Genomic DNA, 17,425 nt, shown 5'->3' with positions numbered 1-17,425 from the left:
TAAGCATAGCACCTGCGGCTAGCCTAAATTTAAATAGCATGGCGCCATCAATGTATGGCCGCTCTTGGCAACAAGTGTTATTTATTACCACTGGGCAAGAGCAGCATACCTTGTTATCGCAATTAGCGGTTAATGAGGCGGGAGGGGTCAAGTTGCTGATGATGACCAGCCAGGGCTTTCCAATTGTAGAGCTTGAAAAATCACCCAAAGAGCCAATTAAAGCTAAAAAAATGCTTGTAGGCGTCGATATAAATCCTGCTTATGTATTGGCCGACATTGCCTTAGTACATTGGCCTGTCGCGTTTATAAATGAGCAGCTGAGCGGCGCACTGGTGGAGCAAGTAGGCACACACAGACAAGTACTACAAAATCATAAAACCCTGATCACCATTGACTATAACGATGATGCAATTACGCTGCATAATATTGTACGTGATTATAAAATAATATTTAAAAAGGTAACTCAGTGACATATTGGCTAAATAACTTAGGTATTGTTAGTGCGATGGGAGTAGGCCCGCAGGCAACTCTCGATAGCTTAAACAGTTATAACTCTGCAACGCCTATATTAACTATAAATTCTACACTTAGCGCGCAACAACAGCCGTTATATGTTGGCCAAGTAACCTCGGTTGCGTTGGCGCAAAAAAAACGAATAAATACCTTTATTGATATGTGCTTAGCGCAACTACAAACAACTATTGAGCAATTTTCGCATATCGATAAATCCCGTATTGCGGTGGTGTTAGGCACGAGTACTTCGGGTATTGCAGATGGTGAACGGGCTCGTGCTCATTTTGAACACACAGCGCAATGGCCAAATGACTTTCATTATTATGAACAAGAACTTGCCACCCCAGCACACTATATTGCGCAAAAGCTTGATGCAAAAGGACCCTGTTATAGTATTTCTACAGCCTGTACATCAAGCGCAAAAGCATTGCTAAGTGCCCGCGCACTGCTAAAAGCTGATATGGCCGATGTTGTTATATGCGGTGGCGTTGACACCCTATGCCAACTTACTCTCAATGGTTTTGATTCGTTAGCGTCGTTAAGTAGCGGAGTTTGCCAGCCGTTTTCAAGTAACCGAGACGGCATTAATATTGGTGAAGGTGCAGCATTATTTGTAATGAGTAAAGGCGTAAGCGCAATTACAGATAAAGCAATTGCACTGTACGGTGGCGGCGAAAGCTCTGATGCACATCATATTTCAGCGCCCGATCCCAATGGTATGGGCGCGCAATCTGCAATGCAAAAAGCACTAAAACAAGCGCAATTAGCTGCCCATGAAATTGACTACATAAATGCACACGGTACCGCAACGCTAAAAAATGATGAAATGGAGGCACTTGCAATTAATCGTGTGTTTGGCAACAATACGCCACTTAGCTCAAGCAAGCACTTAACTGGGCATACCTTAGGAGCTGCAGGCGCAATTGAAGCCGCGCTATGCTGGCTACTTCTTAAAGAGCAAGGCCAGTATGCATTGCCGTATAACGTATTATCAACAGGCGGTAACTTGGCCGATGTAAAAATAATAAAACAAGCATTTAAGCCCAAATTGCGTTACTGCTTGTCAAACTCATTTGCCTTTGGTGGCAATAACGCCAGTTTAATTTTAGGTATTGCCGATGAATGAGCTGAGCAGTAATCATTACGCAATTGAGCAGTTGCTTGCCCACGACGCACCAATGATTTTAATTGACACTTTAACGCATTATAGCGCCGAGAGTGCGCGTTGCCAGGTAACGATTACACCGCAAAGTGCGTTTTATAATGCCGATATTGCCGGTGTACCCAGTTATATTGGGGTTGAGTATATGGCGCAGTCAATAGCCGCTTACGCAGGCGCATTAGCAAACGATGCAAATGAGCTTCCTAAAATAGGCTTTTTAATTGGTACGCGTAAATATCAAACCCATCAAGCGTGTTTTAAAGTTAATAGTAGTTTAACTATTAAAGTGCATAAGCTATATCAAGAAGAGTCGGGATTGAGTGTGTTTGAATGCCAAATAATCCACGGCGATACATTAGCATGTGAAGCAAAAATTAATGTTTTTCAGCCCGAAAATCCGCTGGAATTTATAAGAGATAATCAATGACAAAACGAATTTTAGTCACAGGTTCAAGCCGTGGCATAGGCAGGGCTATTGCGCTTAAATTAGCATCCCAAGGGTATGACATTACAGTGCATTGTAAAAGTGGTGTGGCAGATGCACAAGCAACTTGCACAGCAATACAGGCATTAGGCCAAGCTACTAGCTTATTACAATTTGATGTATGCGACAGAGCCGCCGCCAAAGCACAAATAGAGCAAGACATAGCCCAGCATGGTGCTTATTATGGCGTGGTATGTAACGCAGGTATTACCAATGATATGGCGTTTCCGGCTATGCAAGGCGAGGACTGGGATTGCGTTATTCGTACCGGGCTTGATGGCTTTTATAATGTGGTGCACCCCACGGTAATGCCTATGGTGCAAAACCGTAAAGGTGGGCGTATTGTAACCATGGCTTCTGTATCGGGCATTGCCGGTAACCGTGGGCAAGTAAATTACAGTGCGGCAAAAGCCGGTATTATTGGCGCTACAAAAGCGTTGTCGTTAGAGTTGGCTAAGCGAAAAATAACCGTAAACTGCGTTGCACCTGGGTTAATAGAAACCGCAATGACTGACGAGTTACCGGTAGACGAAATGCTAAAAATGATCCCGCTTAAGCGTATGGGCACAGTAGAGGAAGTTGCGGGTACTGTGGCATTTTTAATCTCAGATGATGCGGCCTACATTACCCGCCAAGTCATTTCAGTTAACGGCGGTATGGTGTAATGAAGCGCGTTGTAGTGACAGGTATGTCGGTGATCACCGCACTTGGCGATGAATGGTCGGTATTTAAACAAGCACTGATCAGAGGCGAAAATGCAGTGACCACTATGCCACAGTGGGACAAAGCACCAGAGCTTAATACGCGTTTAGCGGCGCCGGTTACTCATTTTGAGCGACCGAGTCATTATAAACGTAAACAAATACGCTCAATGGGGCGAGTGGCGCTTATGTCAACACGCGCTACAGAGTGCGCGTTAGAGCAAGCCCAGTTACTCAATCATAGTAGCTTAACCGATGGCTCTACGGGGGTTTCTTATGGTTCATCTATAGGGTCAACCCCGCCGTTACTCGCGTTTGCTAATATGATGGAGTCGGGCTCTATGTCTGGGGTAACAGCCACTAGTTATATTCAAATGATGGCGCATACTGCTCCGGTTAATGTTGGAGTGTTTTTTGGCTTAAAAGGGCGAGTGATCACCACAAGCTCAGCTTGTACCTCAGGCTCACAAGGTATTGGTTATGCCTATGAAGCAATAAAATTTGGTCGTCAAAAGGTGATGGTTGCTGGTGGTGCAGAGGAGTTATGTATTACCGAAGCCGCAGTATTTGATACCTTATATGCTACCAGTACAAAAAACGACACACCCAAGTTAACCCCCAGGCCATTTGATAAAGACCGTGATGGATTAGTGATTGGCGAAGGTGCTGGCACACTGATTTTAGAAGAGTATGAACACGCAAAAGCGCGCGGTGCCACTATACTGGCAGAGGTGGTTGGTTTTGGTTGTAATAGTGATGGTGAGCATGTTACTCAACCTACCTCTAAAACAATGCAAATAGCGATTGAACAAGCCCTACACGATGCTAATTTAACCGCCGAGCAAATTGGTTATGTAAGTGCGCATGGCACCTCAACCGATCGAGGCGATATAGCAGAGTCGCATGCCACTTTTAACGCATTAGGGGCAAAACCCATTAGCTCTTTAAAAAGTTATTTAGGCCACACTTTGGGCGCATGCGGTGCTATTGAAGCGTGGGCGACGATTAATATGATGAATGATAACTGGTTTGCCCCCACAATAAACCTCACCGAGGTGGATAACGAGTGCGCTCAACTTGACTACATAACAGAGCAAGGGCGAGAAATTAACACCGATTATGTAATGAGTAATAACTTTGCTTTTGGCGGTATTAATACCTCTTTAATATTTAAACGCTATAAAACAGATTAAAGCATGCAAAAGTAAAGTAATGACTAACTGTTAGCACTTTTTTACTGTATAATTTGCGACCCTTGATAATGTGGCCGCAGGTTATATACCATGAATTTTAAATCTTTTAGTTTTGCTCCTGAACTTGTTCAGGCGTTAGACGAACTTAACTATCACACCCTTACGCCCATTCAGCGCGCAGCAATTCCTGCTGTTCGTAAAGGTAAAGACGTTTTAGCAAGTGCACAAACGGGGACGGGTAAAACCGCCGCGTTTGCGCTACCAATTATTCAAAAATTATTTGAGTCTGAAGTAAGCACTACTAATGCTCCGCATGCTTTAGTTTTAGCGCCTACGCGCGAACTTGCAGAGCAAATAGCAAATAACTTTAAAGACTTCGCAAAACATACTTCGTTAAAAGTAGTCAGCTTATTTGGCGGTGTTAACACCGCAGGCCAAGCTAATGCACTTAAAGAAGGTGTTGATATTGTAGTAGCAACGCCAGGGCGTTTACTTGATCATATTCGCTTAGGTAACTTAAGCCTTGCCAGCGTAAAGCACTTAGTACTTGATGAAGCCGACCGTATGCTCGATATGGGCTTTATTGAAGAGATGCAGGGCGTTATAAAAAGCTGCGCTGACGATCGTCAAATCTTGTTGTTTTCAGCCACTTTCCCAGCAGCAATTAAACAGTTTGCATCTAAAGTATTAAAACAGCCAGAAATAGTACGTGTTGATCAAACAAACAGTACTGCTAGCACTGTAGCGCATGTGGTTTACCCAGTTGAAGAGCGCCGTAAGCAAGAGCTGCTTTCTGAGCTAATTGGTAAGAAAAACTGGCAGCAAGTGTTAGTATTTGTAAACATGAAAGAAACAGCCGATGAGCTAGTAACAGAGCTTAACCTTGATGGTATTCCGGCTGCGGTTTGTCATGGCGATAAGTCACAAGGTAATCGACGTCGTGCGCTGCGTGAATTTAAAGAAGGTAAAGTACGTGTATTAGTGGCAACAGAAGTTGCGGCGCGTGGCATTGATATAGACGGTTTACCGCGTGTAATTAATATTGACTTACCTTGGCTTGCAGAGGACTACGTACATCGTATTGGTCGTACTGGCCGCGCAGGTAAAGAAGGCCAAGCAATTTCGTTTGTAAGCCGTGAAGAAGAAAACATGTTGTTTGAAATTGAAACCTTAATTGGTCAAAAAATTAAACGTGTTTACTTAGAAGGCTATGCAGTAAGTAACCGTGAAGTATTAATTGATAAAATTGGCAAAAAGCCTGCACACTTACGTCGTACTCGTGCTAATAAGCCATCTGGTCAAGCAACTGGCGAAGCAAGAGCAGTAAATCGCTCACGTATATCTAAAATACGTAAAAGCTTAAAAGGCGAAAAACTGTCGCTTAAAAAGTAATTAATAATGCGCTAACCTAATATGGTTATTTGCAGTTACAAAAAAACCTGAGCTTGCTCAGGTTTTTTATGGCTTAAATTAATAAAACGCTTATTTTGCGTTTTCTAGCATTGAAAGCGCCACCGCTTCAGCGGCTTTAATACCATCAATACCTGCCGATAAAATACCACCGGCATAGCCTGCGCCTTCGCCAGAAGGGTAAAGCCCTTTAGTATTAATACTTTGAAGTGTTTTATCGCGCTTAATACTTACCGGCGAAGAGGTACGTGTTTCTACCCCTGTTAGTAAGCCATCATTAGTTGAAAAACCACGAATTTGCTTATTAAATGCCGGAATTGCTTCACGCAGAGCATCAATTGCATATTTAGGTAATACATCTGCTAAATCGGTTAATTTAATACCCGGCGTGTAAGATGATTGCACATCGCCTAAAGTTGATGACGATTTACCCTTTAAAAAGTCGCCAATAAGTTGTGCTGGCGCATCGTAATTACTGCCGCCAAGTTCGTATGCTTGTTTTTCAAGTTTACGTTGTAACTCAATACCCGCTAATGGGTGACCCGGGAAGTCTTGCTCTGGCGAAATACCTACAACAATAGCGCTGTTTGCATTGCGCTCACTACGAGAATATTGGCTCATACCATTGGTAACAACTAGGCCTTCTTCAGAGGTGGCTGCAACCACAGTCCCCCCTGGGCACATACAAAAACTATATACGGTACGGCCATTATCACAGTGGTGAACTAGTTTGTAATCAGCAGAGCCTAAAATGGGGTTACCTGCATTGTCGCCAAAACGGCACTCATCGATCATAGATTGCTTATGCTCGATCCTAAAGCCCACCGAAAATGGTTTAGCTTCCATGTAAATACCTTTTTTATATAGCATATCAAAGGTATCACGGGCACTGTGACCCACAGCAAGCACTACATGGCGGGTATTTAGCTGCTCGCCATTTGACAAGGTTAAGCCCGTTACTTGGCCGTCTTCTAAATGAATGTCGTCTACGCGAGTGCTAAAGCGAATTTCGCCGCCAAGTTCTACAATATGCGCGCGCATTTTTTCAATCATAGTTACCAGTTTAAAGGTTCCTATGTGTGGCTTACTTACGTATAAAATTTCTTCTGGCGCGCCAGCGGCAACAAACTCGGTAATAACTTTACGGCCATAATGTTTTGGATCTTTTACTTGGCTGTATAATTTACCGTCGGAGAATGTACCTGCGCCGCCTTCACCAAATTGTACATTTGACTCGGTATTTAGTGCGCGCTTACGCCAAAAACCAAAGGTATCTTTAGTGCGCTCGCGTACTTCTTTACCACGCTCTAATATAATTGGCTTAAAGCCCATTTGTGCCAACACTAAACCTGCAAATAAACCACAAGGGCCAAAGCCTATTACGACAGGGCGCTCTTTTAAATCGTTATTTGCCTGGGCAACAAACTTATAAGCGGTGTCGGGTGCTACTTTTACATGCTGATCTTTGGCAAAAGTTGTGAGTAACTGCTCTTCGTTATCAACGCTTATATCTAAGGTATAAATAAGTAAAATAGCTGTTTTTTTACGGGCATCGTAACCACGTTTAAACACATTAAAACTATGTAACTGTTCTGGCGTTATTTTTAGCTTACTGACAATGGCATCTTTAATTGCATTCTCGTCATGATCTAGCGGTAGTTTTATTTCGGTTAAACGTATCATTTTGTCTCTTTTAGGTGTCTTAGCGGGCTTTTAATTACCGCTCACAATAAGGGAAGTAGCGCAAATTGCACCACAAAACATAAGGCGCTTATTTTACGTTAAATTACGCTATTATGGCACTTATATATTGTATTTTAGCCTTGGTTGGGTATGATCCGCCGTTGTCGTTATAAAACCTTAGGCATTGAACCATTATGGCATTTGTAGTCACCGAAAACTGTATTAAATGTAAGTACACAGATTGCGTATCAGTGTGCCCAGCAGATGCATTTTTTGAAGGCCCTAACTTTTTAGCTATAAGCCCAATTGATTGCATTGACTGTGGTTTATGCGTACCTGAATGTTCAGCTGATGCTATTTATCAAGAAGATGAATTACCAGAGTCACAACAAGAGTTTACCGAACTAAATGCCGAGCTTGCACTTATATGGCCACGCATTACGCAGGCAAAACCAGCCCCAGCCGATGCTGATGAGTGGAATGGTATTGCTGATAAGCTCAAGCTTATTGAAACCTAATCGCTGCGCTTAAATACTTCTTTATTATTAATTAGTTAATGTTATGCAAAAAACTTTTTGCAAGGTATTAACAAATCCATTGGTATAAACTACAATCCACGCCAGAAATTACTCTTATTGAGTAATTTAAGTCTAAATGGATGTTTATGCAGTACTTAATAATAATAAAAAAACAATCAGTGTTCTTTATTTTAAGCTTTTTCTTTCTTTTACTCACCACTCCAAGCGCGCTTGCCAATAAACAACACTATTCACTCACGCGTATTAATAAAAATATAACAGTAGATGGGGTAATGAATGAGGCGCATTGGCAAGATGCCACGCGCATTGCATTGCAGTTTCAAGATGAACCAAATGAAAAAGGTACGCCACCGGTAAAAACCGATGCTTATATATACGAAGACGGCAGTAACTTATATGTAGCGTTTGTTGCACACGATCCTGACCCAACGCACATTCGCGCTGCACTGCGAGATCGCGATACTCTGTGGCAAGATGACACCGTGGCACTAGTAATTGATACCTTTAATGATGAGCGCTCTGGTTATGAATTTTATGTGAACCCGCTAGGGGCTCAGGGCGATATTCGCATGACCGACACCGATGGCTGGCAACAAGACCTTTCTTGGAATGCCATTTGGGATAGCGCAGGCAAGATTACTGAGCAAGGTTATGTGGTAGAAATGCGTATTCCTTTTAAAGCGCTGCGTTTTGCACAAAATAAAGAGCAATTAACCTGGGGTTTTGCCCTAATGCGCAATTATCAACGAGATGTGCTTTATCAGTTATCAAACATTGGGTTTGATCGCGATATTAAGTGCAGCCTTTGTCAGTTTGATAAACTTACCGGCTTTGAAAAAATAACGGCCAGCAAAAACCTGCAATTAACGCCTACTTTAACTGCGCTGCGTAACGATACCAAATCACAGTTACCGGGTGATTGGGAAAATGGCGATGTAAACGCCGAAGTGGGTATAGATTTACGCTGGGGCTTAAGCCAAGACGCCGTTATAAACGCCACTATAAATCCAGACTTCTCGCAAGTGGAAACCGACTCTCTGGCACTGGATATTAATACCACTTACTCTATATACTATGAAGAAAAACGGCCGTTTTTTTTAGACGGTGCGTCATATTTTAAAAGTAGTTTATTTGAGCTTTTATATACTCGCACCATTGCAGAGCCTAATCTAGGCGCTAAATTAACCGGCAAAACAGCTAATCACAGTTATGCGGTGATGTTTGCCGATGACGACAATAGCAATATTTTACTGCCAACTAATCAGGGCTCAGGATTTGCAAGCTTAAACGAAAATACCAAAGTGGCAGTGGCGCGTTACCAGTACGATATTGGCCAGCAAAGCACTATAGGGGTTTCAAGTACGCATCGTGAAGGTGATGACTATCGCAATACGGTTTTATCAGTTGACGGTAGTTACTGGTTTAATCAATCAGACACCTTAAGTTATCAAGTTGCGAGCAGTGATACCCGCAACTCAGCATTTTTAGTTGAAAATTATAACCTATCACAAGCACAATCCGATCAAGCGTATGCAATTAAGCTCACCCGCGATAAACGCGATTATAAATTATTCGCAGAGTACGAAAATATTGGCGCAGATTATCGTGCCGATTTAGGCTATCAAGCTAAGGTCGATTACGAAAAAGTTATTTTAGGAGGCGGGCAAACCTGGTATCGAGATGAAAATGATTTAGTTACCTCTTGGTCATATGTAGCTGATTGGGATAAAACCTGGGCGAAAAATGGCGATTTACTTGAGCAAGAGTACGAAGGTTATTTAAGCTTTAAAGGCCAAAAACAGTCTATTTTCGAAATAGGGCTGATACATAGGTATGAAAATTATAACACTAATTTTTACAATCAAAACATTGGTTATATTTACAGCGGATTTAAACCAACAAAAGATCTCAGGCTATCTTTGTATGTTGAATACGGGAGTCGCATTGACTACAGTAATGAGCAACTAGGTGACGCCTTTGATACCCAAACTCAAGCGGTGTGGGATATAAACAATCATTGGCAAGTTGACATAAAGCATAGCTACAGCCAATTAGACAACCCACAAGGGGAGCGTGTTTTTACAGCTAACCTAATTGATTTTAGGCTTTACTATAAATTTAATATGCGCTCAATGCTAAAGCTTATTTGGCAATTTGAAGATATTGATCGCAACGAAAATGCTTATTTTTATCAAGTGAACCAAACTAATAAAGATTACGGCAGCCAACTCGTTTATTCGTACAAAATTAATGCGCAAACATTATTTTACTTAGGGTATTCAGATAAAGGTTACCAAGATGATTCACTTAAAAGCTTAGAGCGCGACCAGCGCACCTTTTTTACTAAAGTCAGTTACGCATGGCAGCTTTAAAATGCACTTAATTAGATAATAATGAATGCCTTGCAATCATTAAGGATTGTATAATAACTTAATTAGTAGTAAAAACAGCCTATATGATGTTTTATTTGCTTATGCTTTAATATGTTAACAACGTTAGATGGACCTTTAAGTGAATAAATTAAAATCTATAAATGTAATTATAATAATGGCTATTTCTTTATGTTTTAGTATTAATTTAGGTATAAGTAATCAGATAGATAAAATTAATTTATTTCACTCTAATATCGATGTTCGTAATTTTGAAATAGATACCACCACATTGACATTGGCCCCTTGGTATAACCCAATATTAAATGGCTATTATATTGTTAAGCAAAACAATATAAACTTTATAGTATTGAAAACCAGCAAAACAGAATTTATAGCGGTTAAAGCTAACGATTTAATTTTAATTACGCTTACATCGCCACGAAACCTATTTATATTTTTTGTGATTTTTCTCATTGGCTTTGTGTATTTAAAAAAAGAGCTTAAAAAACATTACTACACAAAAAAAATTATCCAACTTAATAAACAAACAGATACCTTACTCAAAGCATTTAACTTACAAACAAAGTCAGCAGCTAACGCTAATAGTATTACAACGCTGAGTGAGTCTATAAGCACCCTTAATAGCCATGTTGAGCACTATGTAAAGCAAACTCAAACCAGTATTTACCAAGATAAACTCACCCTACTAATAGACCGCCATGCCTATATTAAACATATAGATAGACAAATTAGCCAAGTAAATATTGAAAATTTAAAATGTGCTTTATTGTTTATTGATTTGGACGGTTTTAAAAAAGTAAATGACTCTTTTGGGCATAGTTTTGGTGACGAAATATTAGTTCAAGTGGCAACTCGTTTAGCCAATGTGATACGCCATAATAAGTTAAATAACATAAATCCAGCCAATCAGTTAGAGCAAAACTTATCTCGACTAGGGGGCGATGAGTTCTCTATTTTTATAGAGTCAGTTGAGTCAGAAGCGCAAGTTTTAGATATTGCAAGGAATGTATTAAACGAGTTAGAAAAAGACTTTGTGTTAGGTAATAAAATTATAAAAATAAGTGCCAGCATAGGTATTGCAAAATACCCAGAGAGTGCCTCAACGCCGCAAGCCTTACTGCAACTTGCAGATGTAGCTATGTATAGAGCAAAGCACGATGGTAAAGGTATTTTTAAAGTCTACTCTCCCGAAATGGGTAATAAAATGCGCCGCTATCATTATTTGCTAGAAGAGCTGCGTTTAGCGGTCGCCCGCAAAGACTTTTATTTAAACTTTCAACCTATCGTACATGTTGAAGATTGCATGATAGATTATTTTGAAGCACTAACACGTTGGAACCATTCAATTGAGGGAATGATTTCGCCTGTTGAATTTATTCCTATAGCTGAGGAGTCTAATTTGATTTTAGAATTAGGCGATTGGATTATGTTAGAGGCATGTAGACAAATGGCTGCATGGCATAATGCTGGTTTGCGCAAAGTAAGAATATCGGTAAACGTGTCGGGAGTGCAGCTAAAACATAGATCTATATATGACTGGGTTATGGCAACCCTTACCAAAACCGGGCTGTCACCTAACTCACTGATGCTAGAAATTACAGAATCAACGCTTATAAAAGCAGATTCTTTAATAATTAAAGAGCTTGAAAAATTACGTAAAGAGGGCATTACGATTGCCATTGATGATTTTGGTACTGGTTTTAGCTCTTTAAGCACTTTGGCTGATTTACCTATAGATGTGATTAAAATTGATCGCTCTTTTATTACTCAAGCAAATAAAAGTAAAAAGTACCTCGATATATTAAAAACTATTTGCGAACTTGGACAAAAGCTGGGGCTTAAAATAGTGGCCGAAGGAGTAGAAGAGCCAGCACAGTTTGAATTAGTAAAGCGTATAGGTGTGAGCTCTGTACAAGGCTATTTAGTAAGTAGGCCAGAGTCATCTGTTAATGTAGGTAATAAACTACTCAACAAAAATGTGAGCAATATGTCAGGCTCAGGAACCAGTGCCTGGGAAATAAGTAATTAGTAAATTGCTTATTTAACAGCCGCACATAAAAATGCCACTTAACTTAAGTGGCACTTTTTTGCTAATAAATAGCATTCATTTAATTAAGATTATAAATTAAACGTACGTGATACGGCCAATACTAGACGCTCATCTGCGTAGTCGTAATCTAAGCTGGTGTTTTCAGCGGCAACTTCAATATTAAAGCCTTCATAGCTAGTTTGGTATGCTAAGCGGTAATGGTTGTAAGATTTTTTTTCATTACTATCCCACGCGTATTTTTTACCGTCTAATGAGTTTGAAATATCAAAACTTGCACGTAGTGCATGGTTAGGCGCAAGTTCATAAGTATGGGCGATCATTGAAATAACATGACTTGCACCGCTGCCAAAGTAGTCCCAGCTATACCAAAAGTTAAGCTCTGTTTGGCCATAATCACTCGCATAGCCAAATTTTGTATAGGCTTCGCCATAATTACCATCACTGTTATTGCCTTGGTAAGTGTAATAAGCAATACCGTAATCAGCACTAAAGTGTTCATCAAGCTGAATGTATCTACCTACATAAGCATCAAGTTCAAAATCAGTATCATCACCAAAATCTACATTAGAGGCCCAAATACCTGCATACACACCGTTATCAAATGCGTAATCTAGGCTTGCTTGAATTGCAGGGTCGTTATCTGTTTGCGTTACACCATTGAAAGTATAGTCAGAAGCGGCAGTAATGGTTGTTGACCAATTAGCCGCTGCAGTTGTAGATAAAAGTGTAAAAGGTAAAGCGATAAAAAGTTGTTTTAGTTTATTATGCATAGTGTTTTTCCTAGCTCATATTTTCAATTTTGGTGTAATCAATTTTGTTTGCTTTTGGTGAGCCTATAATGTCGTTCACCGTTTTTAATTTGTTGTAGCCAATATAAGCAATACAAATAAAGAACAAGGCAATAACTAATGCGCCAACCCATTGAATTTGTAAAAACTCTAACTTAAATAGTAATGTTAACAACGACAAAGCAACAATATTCATAGTTAAGTATTTAAATTTACCTAAGCGTTTAACCGTCAAGTTTAAGTTATCTGTGTATAACCGGATAAGCGAATCAAGAGAGTTAATTACAAAAATAATACCAACAAATACCATGGCAAAGTTTTTAATACCTTCGGTAGGAATACCAGCTTCGTGGTAGTGATAAAGCACACTAAACCAGGTAGCAATTGGAATTGATGGGAAAATCAACATCGCAGCTAATACTTGATACGTTCTTAATCCACCCACAAAGCGTGCAGTAAATTGACCTATCATAATGCTCCATGCAAACCACCAAAATAAATAAAACTCATGGTAGTCATTCAGCGGTAAAACAAACTCATTAATATTGGCAAAATAAGTACCAATAGCGCCTAAGTTATTCGAAAAGGCAGACAATTCACTGTCACCAAATACAAATGCACCCGCCCACATAAAGGCAATGAGCGCTAAAAACATCCAAGTAGTAGAAATACTTAAAATACGTACATACTTAATGTCGGTACTCGAGTAGGCAGCAAACGATATTGCAGCCAACACAATTAAATAAAACACCGGAATAACACTTGAGCCATCACCGAAGTCGGGTAAGTACCAAGGTAAGTTAGTCAGTAGTAAGTAAGCAGTAAATGCACAGGTGCCAATGATGACAACGTTATTAATAAACTTAACCCAAGGAATGTCGAAAAATTTAACTTTAGGTTCTATTACACAGAAATAAAAGCACGTAAGAAAGTAAAATCCCCAGATTAAAAACCCCCAATAGCCAAACTCAATAGCTAGCGGATTTGCAAATGCGTACTCTGGGCTTGCTTTTATGTCTGCATAACCGGCAAATTCGGTTAACGGAAACATAATAAGGCCAACATCTAGGCCTGAGGTAAATAATATGGCTATAAAGGTAAATGTTCTAACTGGCGTTACGCCTACAACACGTACATTGCCCCATTTAAATAAAATAGCGATTACAGCTAATAAGGTGAAAATAATCCCAGCACTAAGCCAAATAGTCATTATCGCCCTCCCAAAATAAATAAAAGTAATTCATAAATACTCCGTTTATTGTTTTTCTCGCGTTAACACAACATAACCAATTTATATCGTGAGCCACGGCGAGCCTCACAAAGGGTTAACTACCTAAGTAGCTAAACCTTTGCCAGTGGCTTAATTTATATCTTGCTATTACGTTGTGTTGTTTGCCAGTTAGCGCTCATTGCTACAGATGCATTGAGTTTTGCTAGTGGCTTATTACCTAAAATAATATCAGCGGCTTTTTCGGCCACCATAATGGTAGGGCCGTTTAAGTTACCGTTTGGTATGGTTGGAAATATAGACGAGTCAACTACTCGTAAACCTGCAATCCCATGTACTTGGGTGTTTGAATTAACGACTGCCAGTTCATCTTCACCCATTTTGCAAGAGCAAGAAGGGTGATAAGCGCTTTCAACCGTTTGACGTACAAAGGCATCTATTTCTGCATCGGTTTGAATATGCTTACCTGGCTGAATCTCTTCATCGCGATAATCATCAAAGGCACTTTGCTCAATAATTTCACGAGTTAGGCGTACACAGGCTCTAAAGCCTTCAATGTCATCTTGATGTTGTAGGTAATTAAATACAATTTTAGGTGGTTGCTCAGGATCTGCCGATGCAATAGTAACGCTGCCGCGGCTTTTTGGCTTGTTATGACCTACATGTACTTGAAAACCATGGCCGTCAAAGGCACTGCGTCCGTCGTAGCGCATTGCGGCAGGTAAAAAGTGGTATTGCAAATCTGGCCATTCAACTCCAGGCTTAGAACGAATAAAAGCACATGATTCAAAGTGATTTGTAGCGCCCAGTCCCTTGCGGGTTAATAACCAACGTGCACCAATTAAACCTTTTGAAATTAACCCTAATTTACCGTTTAAGGTAATAGGTTGTTTGCACTTATATTGAAAGTAAAACTCAAGATGATCTTGTAAGTTTTGCCCTACACCGGGTAAATGGTGTTTTACCTCAATGCCTGCTTTTTTAAGCACTTCGCTATCGCCAATACCCGACAGTTGTAAAATATGTGGCGAGCCAATAGAGCCGGCGCTTAATATCACTTCTTTTGCAGCAACAGCGGTTTTAACTTCGCCATTTACTTTGTATTCAATACCAGTGGCTTTTTTGCCCTCTAAAACAACGCGCTGGGCAAGTGCACCGGTAACAATAGTTAAATTATTACGCGATTTGACTGGGTCTAAATATTCACGCGCGGCTGAGCTACGTACACCGTCTTTTACCGTCATGTGCATTGGCCCAAAGCCTTCTTGCTGCGAGGCATTGTAGTCGTTAGTGTGTGCGTAACCCGCTTCAATGCCCGCTTTAATAAAGGTGCTGTACAAAGGGTTTTTCATTTCGTTACCGTTATTAACGCCCAGCGGGCCTTTACCGCCACGGTACTTATTTTCACCTAAGTAAAAGCTTTCTGCTTTTTGAAAATACGGCAAACACGACTGATAATCCCAGCCGTTTGCGCCATTGTGTTGCCATTCGTCAAAGTCTTTTGCATGGCCGCGTACATACACCATGCCATTAATAGATGACGAACCACCGAGTACTTTACCGCGCGGACAATGCATTTCGCGGTTGTCTAAATGCGGCTCAGGTTGGGTATGAAACTGCCACGCGTACTTATCGCTATTCATTGGAATAGAAAGCGCGGTAGGCATTTTTATAAAAATGCTTTTATCACTGCCACCCGTTTCTAGTAGTAATACACGGGTGTTTTTATCGGCTGATAAGCGATTTGCTAACACGCAACCTGCAGAGCCTGCGCCCACAATAATATAGTCATACGAATTACTCATAATCAGTATCCTTTAAAATGGGCTTTCTATGTCGGTCATACCAACATAAACAGATTTAGTTTGGGTATAAGTATCGAGGGTTTCTATGCCGTTTTCGCGGCCAATGCCCGATTGCTTGTAACCACCCACTGGCATTTCTGCAGGTGAGTTACCATAAGCGTTAATCCAACAAATACCCGCTTGTAGTTGATGAATAACACGGTGTGCACGTTTAATGTCGCTAGTAAATACACCGGCAGCTAGACCAAGGTGAGTACCGTTTGCACGTTTAATCACATCGTCTTCGTCATCAAATACCAACACGCTCATTACTGGGCCAAATATTTCCTCTTTAACTATGCTCATGTCATCGTTGCAATCAATAAACACAGTAGGGGCAACAAAATAGCCGTTAGGTGCAGATGCAGGTGAAAGTGTTGTACCACCTGTTAGTAGCGTTGCGCCCTCTGCAATACCTTTATTAACGTAGCTCATTACTAAGTCTTGATGCTTTTTAGAAATTAGCGCGCCAAAGTTAGTATTTAAATCTTGAGGATCGCCGGCAATAATATTTTGTTCAGTACGGGTTTTAAGCTCATCAATAAATTGTTGATATACATTTTTATGAACATAAATACGGGTACAATTAGTACACACTTCGCCTTGAGTATAGAAGTTGCCTAACATTGCAGCACTTACTGCTTGTTCAATATTGGCATCATCAAATACAATTAATGGCGACTTACCACCAAGCTCCATGGTGACATCTTTTAAAGATCCCGCAGCGCTCGCAACTACCTTTTTACCTGTACCCACTTCGCCAGTAAACGACACTTTATCTATATCAGTATGCTGTGTTAGCCATTGGCCTACATCGCCTGCACCTTGTACTACATTAAATACACCTGCGGGTACGCCAGCTTCTACAAAAATTTCAGCTAGCTTAATTGCGCCAAGTGGTGTTTCTTCCGATGGTTTAAAAATAAACGCATTACCAGCGGCAAGAGCAGGGCCCGATTTCCAACAGGCAATTTGTAGCGGGTAGTTCCACGCACCAATACCAGCGCAAATACCTAAAGGCTCTTTACGGGTATAGTAAAAGTCGCTGCCAACCATTTGTTGTTGGCCAACTTGTGCCGGTGCTAAACCAGCAAAGAATTCAATAACATCAGCGCCTGTTTCAATATCTACACAGTTTGCTTCTTGCATTGGTTTGCCGGTATCAAGTACCTCTACCAGCGCTAGCTCATCATTGCGCTCGCGTAAAATTGCTACGGCCTTGAGTAAAATGCGACTGCGCTCAATAGGCGACATGGCCGACCACTGAGCAAAACCTTGCTTTGCACTTGCAATGGCAGCGTTTTGAATAAACTCGTCAGCAATTTCTACTGCATAAATAACTTCACCCGTAGCAGGGTTAGTTACATCAAATGTTTTGCCGCTTTTATTTGCAAGGAAATGGCCGTTAATAAAATTTTGATAGACAGGTGTTGTCAC

Annotated in this window: 14 protein-coding genes; 9 read left to right on the top strand and 5 right to left on the bottom strand. The window is 40.6% G+C overall.

Annotation, left to right across the window (positions count from 1 at the left end):
- Positions 1-50 precede the first annotated feature (50 nt).
- The 6 genes from RB215_RS16180 (at position 51) to RB215_RS16155 (ending at position 5,445) form a co-directional block, all read left to right on the top strand.
- Positions 51-470: a DUF3261 domain-containing protein gene (locus RB215_RS16180; protein ID WP_231613330.1), complete on the top strand. Its 420-nt coding sequence runs from the start codon at positions 51-53 to the stop codon at positions 468-470.
- Positions 467-1,639, top strand: a complete 1,173-nt coding sequence (locus tag RB215_RS16175) for a beta-ketoacyl-ACP synthase (RefSeq protein ID WP_041454929.1) — start codon at positions 467-469, stop codon at positions 1,637-1,639. The genes RB215_RS16180 and RB215_RS16175 overlap by 4 nt, the downstream gene beginning before the upstream one ends.
- Complete coding sequence (locus RB215_RS16170) at positions 1,632-2,102, top strand: hotdog family protein (protein WP_041454930.1); 471 nt, start codon at positions 1,632-1,634, stop codon at positions 2,100-2,102. The genes RB215_RS16175 and RB215_RS16170 overlap by 8 nt, the downstream gene beginning before the upstream one ends.
- The gene (locus tag RB215_RS16165) at positions 2,099-2,824 is read left to right on the top strand and encodes a 3-ketoacyl-ACP reductase FabG2 (RefSeq protein ID WP_011330034.1); all 726 of its coding nucleotides are present in this window, start codon (positions 2,099-2,101) and stop codon (positions 2,822-2,824) included. The genes RB215_RS16170 and RB215_RS16165 overlap by 4 nt, the downstream gene beginning before the upstream one ends.
- On the top strand, positions 2,824-4,053 hold the full coding sequence (locus RB215_RS16160; protein ID WP_208833953.1) for a beta-ketoacyl-ACP synthase: 1,230 nt from the start codon (positions 2,824-2,826) through the stop codon (positions 4,051-4,053). Before RB215_RS16165 ends, RB215_RS16160 begins: the two co-directional genes overlap by 1 nt.
- A 90-nt stretch (positions 4,054-4,143) precedes the next feature.
- On the top strand, positions 4,144-5,445 hold the full coding sequence (locus tag RB215_RS16155; protein WP_011330036.1) for a DEAD/DEAH box helicase: 1,302 nt from the start codon (positions 4,144-4,146) through the stop codon (positions 5,443-5,445).
- A 90-nt stretch (positions 5,446-5,535) separates the two neighbouring features.
- Here the strand turns inward: RB215_RS16155 and RB215_RS16150 are convergent, their stop codons facing one another.
- Positions 5,536-7,146 carry an NAD(P)/FAD-dependent oxidoreductase gene (locus tag RB215_RS16150; protein ID WP_309217445.1) on the bottom strand — a complete coding sequence of 537 codons (1,611 nt, stop codon included), beginning with the start codon at positions 7,144-7,146 and terminating at the stop codon, positions 5,536-5,538.
- A 194-nt stretch (positions 7,147-7,340) separates the two neighbouring features.
- Here RB215_RS16150 and fdxA point away from each other — a divergent pair, with 194 nt between their 5' ends.
- The 3 genes from fdxA to RB215_RS16135 all read left to right on the top strand — a co-directional run bounded on the left by fdxA (position 7,341) and on the right by RB215_RS16135 (position 12,107).
- A complete protein-coding gene (fdxA, locus tag RB215_RS16145) occupies positions 7,341-7,664 on the top strand; it encodes a ferredoxin FdxA (protein ID WP_011330038.1) in 324 nt (107 codons plus the stop codon).
- Between the two features lie 146 nt (positions 7,665-7,810).
- Positions 7,811-10,057, top strand: coding sequence for a DUF5916 domain-containing protein (locus RB215_RS16140; protein ID WP_309217443.1), 2,247 nt, complete (start codon positions 7,811-7,813; stop codon positions 10,055-10,057).
- A gap of 139 nt (positions 10,058-10,196) precedes the next feature.
- Positions 10,197-12,107 carry a bifunctional diguanylate cyclase/phosphodiesterase gene (locus RB215_RS16135; RefSeq protein ID WP_197107565.1) on the top strand — a complete coding sequence of 637 codons (1,911 nt, stop codon included), beginning with the start codon at positions 10,197-10,199 and terminating at the stop codon, positions 12,105-12,107.
- An 89-nt stretch (positions 12,108-12,196) separates the two neighbouring features.
- Here RB215_RS16135 and RB215_RS16130 read toward each other — a convergent pair whose 3' ends face one another.
- The 4 genes from RB215_RS16130 to betB form a co-directional block, all read right to left on the bottom strand.
- Positions 12,197-12,898, bottom strand: coding sequence for a TorF family putative porin (locus RB215_RS16130; RefSeq protein WP_182678611.1), 702 nt, complete (start codon positions 12,896-12,898; stop codon positions 12,197-12,199).
- 10 nt (positions 12,899-12,908) lie between these two features.
- Positions 12,909-14,126 carry a BCCT family transporter gene (locus tag RB215_RS16125; RefSeq protein WP_309217441.1) on the bottom strand — a complete coding sequence of 406 codons (1,218 nt, stop codon included), beginning with the start codon at positions 14,124-14,126 and terminating at the stop codon, positions 12,909-12,911.
- A 155-nt stretch (positions 14,127-14,281) separates the two neighbouring features.
- Entirely contained in the window at positions 14,282-15,949 is a 1,668-nt protein-coding gene (gene betA, locus RB215_RS16120) for a choline dehydrogenase (protein WP_309217439.1), read from the bottom strand.
- A 12-nt stretch (positions 15,950-15,961) separates the two neighbouring features.
- A complete protein-coding gene (betB, locus tag RB215_RS16115) occupies positions 15,962-17,425 on the bottom strand; it encodes a betaine-aldehyde dehydrogenase (protein WP_197107559.1) in 1,464 nt (487 codons plus the stop codon).

It is taken from the genome of Pseudoalteromonas sp. HL-AS2 (assembly GCF_031198805.1).
GTDB lineage: Bacteria > Pseudomonadota > Gammaproteobacteria > Enterobacterales > Alteromonadaceae > Pseudoalteromonas > Pseudoalteromonas nigrifaciens.
This window is presented reverse-complemented; position numbering and strand designations above follow the sequence as displayed.

Coding starts and splice junctions, on each gene's coding strand:
- RB215_RS16180 (WP_231613330.1), top strand. CDS start 51: ATGTATGGCCGCTCTTGGCAACAAGTGTTATTTATTACCACTGGGCAA.
- RB215_RS16170 (WP_041454930.1), top strand. CDS start 1,632: ATGAATGAGCTGAGCAGTAATCATTACGCAATTGAGCAGTTGCTTGCC.
- RB215_RS16165 (WP_011330034.1), top strand. CDS start 2,099: ATGACAAAACGAATTTTAGTCACAGGTTCAAGCCGTGGCATAGGCAGG.
- RB215_RS16160 (WP_208833953.1), top strand. CDS start 2,824: ATGAAGCGCGTTGTAGTGACAGGTATGTCGGTGATCACCGCACTTGGC.
- RB215_RS16155 (WP_011330036.1), top strand. CDS start 4,144: ATGAATTTTAAATCTTTTAGTTTTGCTCCTGAACTTGTTCAGGCGTTA.
- RB215_RS16150 (WP_309217445.1), bottom strand. CDS start 7,146: ATGATACGTTTAACCGAAATAAAACTACCGCTAGATCATGACGAGAAT.
- fdxA (WP_011330038.1), top strand. CDS start 7,341: ATGGCATTTGTAGTCACCGAAAACTGTATTAAATGTAAGTACACAGAT.
- RB215_RS16140 (WP_309217443.1), top strand. CDS start 7,811: ATGCAGTACTTAATAATAATAAAAAAACAATCAGTGTTCTTTATTTTA.
- RB215_RS16130 (WP_182678611.1), bottom strand. CDS start 12,898: ATGCATAATAAACTAAAACAACTTTTTATCGCTTTACCTTTTACACTT.
- RB215_RS16125 (WP_309217441.1), bottom strand. CDS start 14,126: ATGACTATTTGGCTTAGTGCTGGGATTATTTTCACCTTATTAGCTGTA.
- betA (WP_309217439.1), bottom strand. CDS start 15,949: ATGAGTAATTCGTATGACTATATTATTGTGGGCGCAGGCTCTGCAGGT.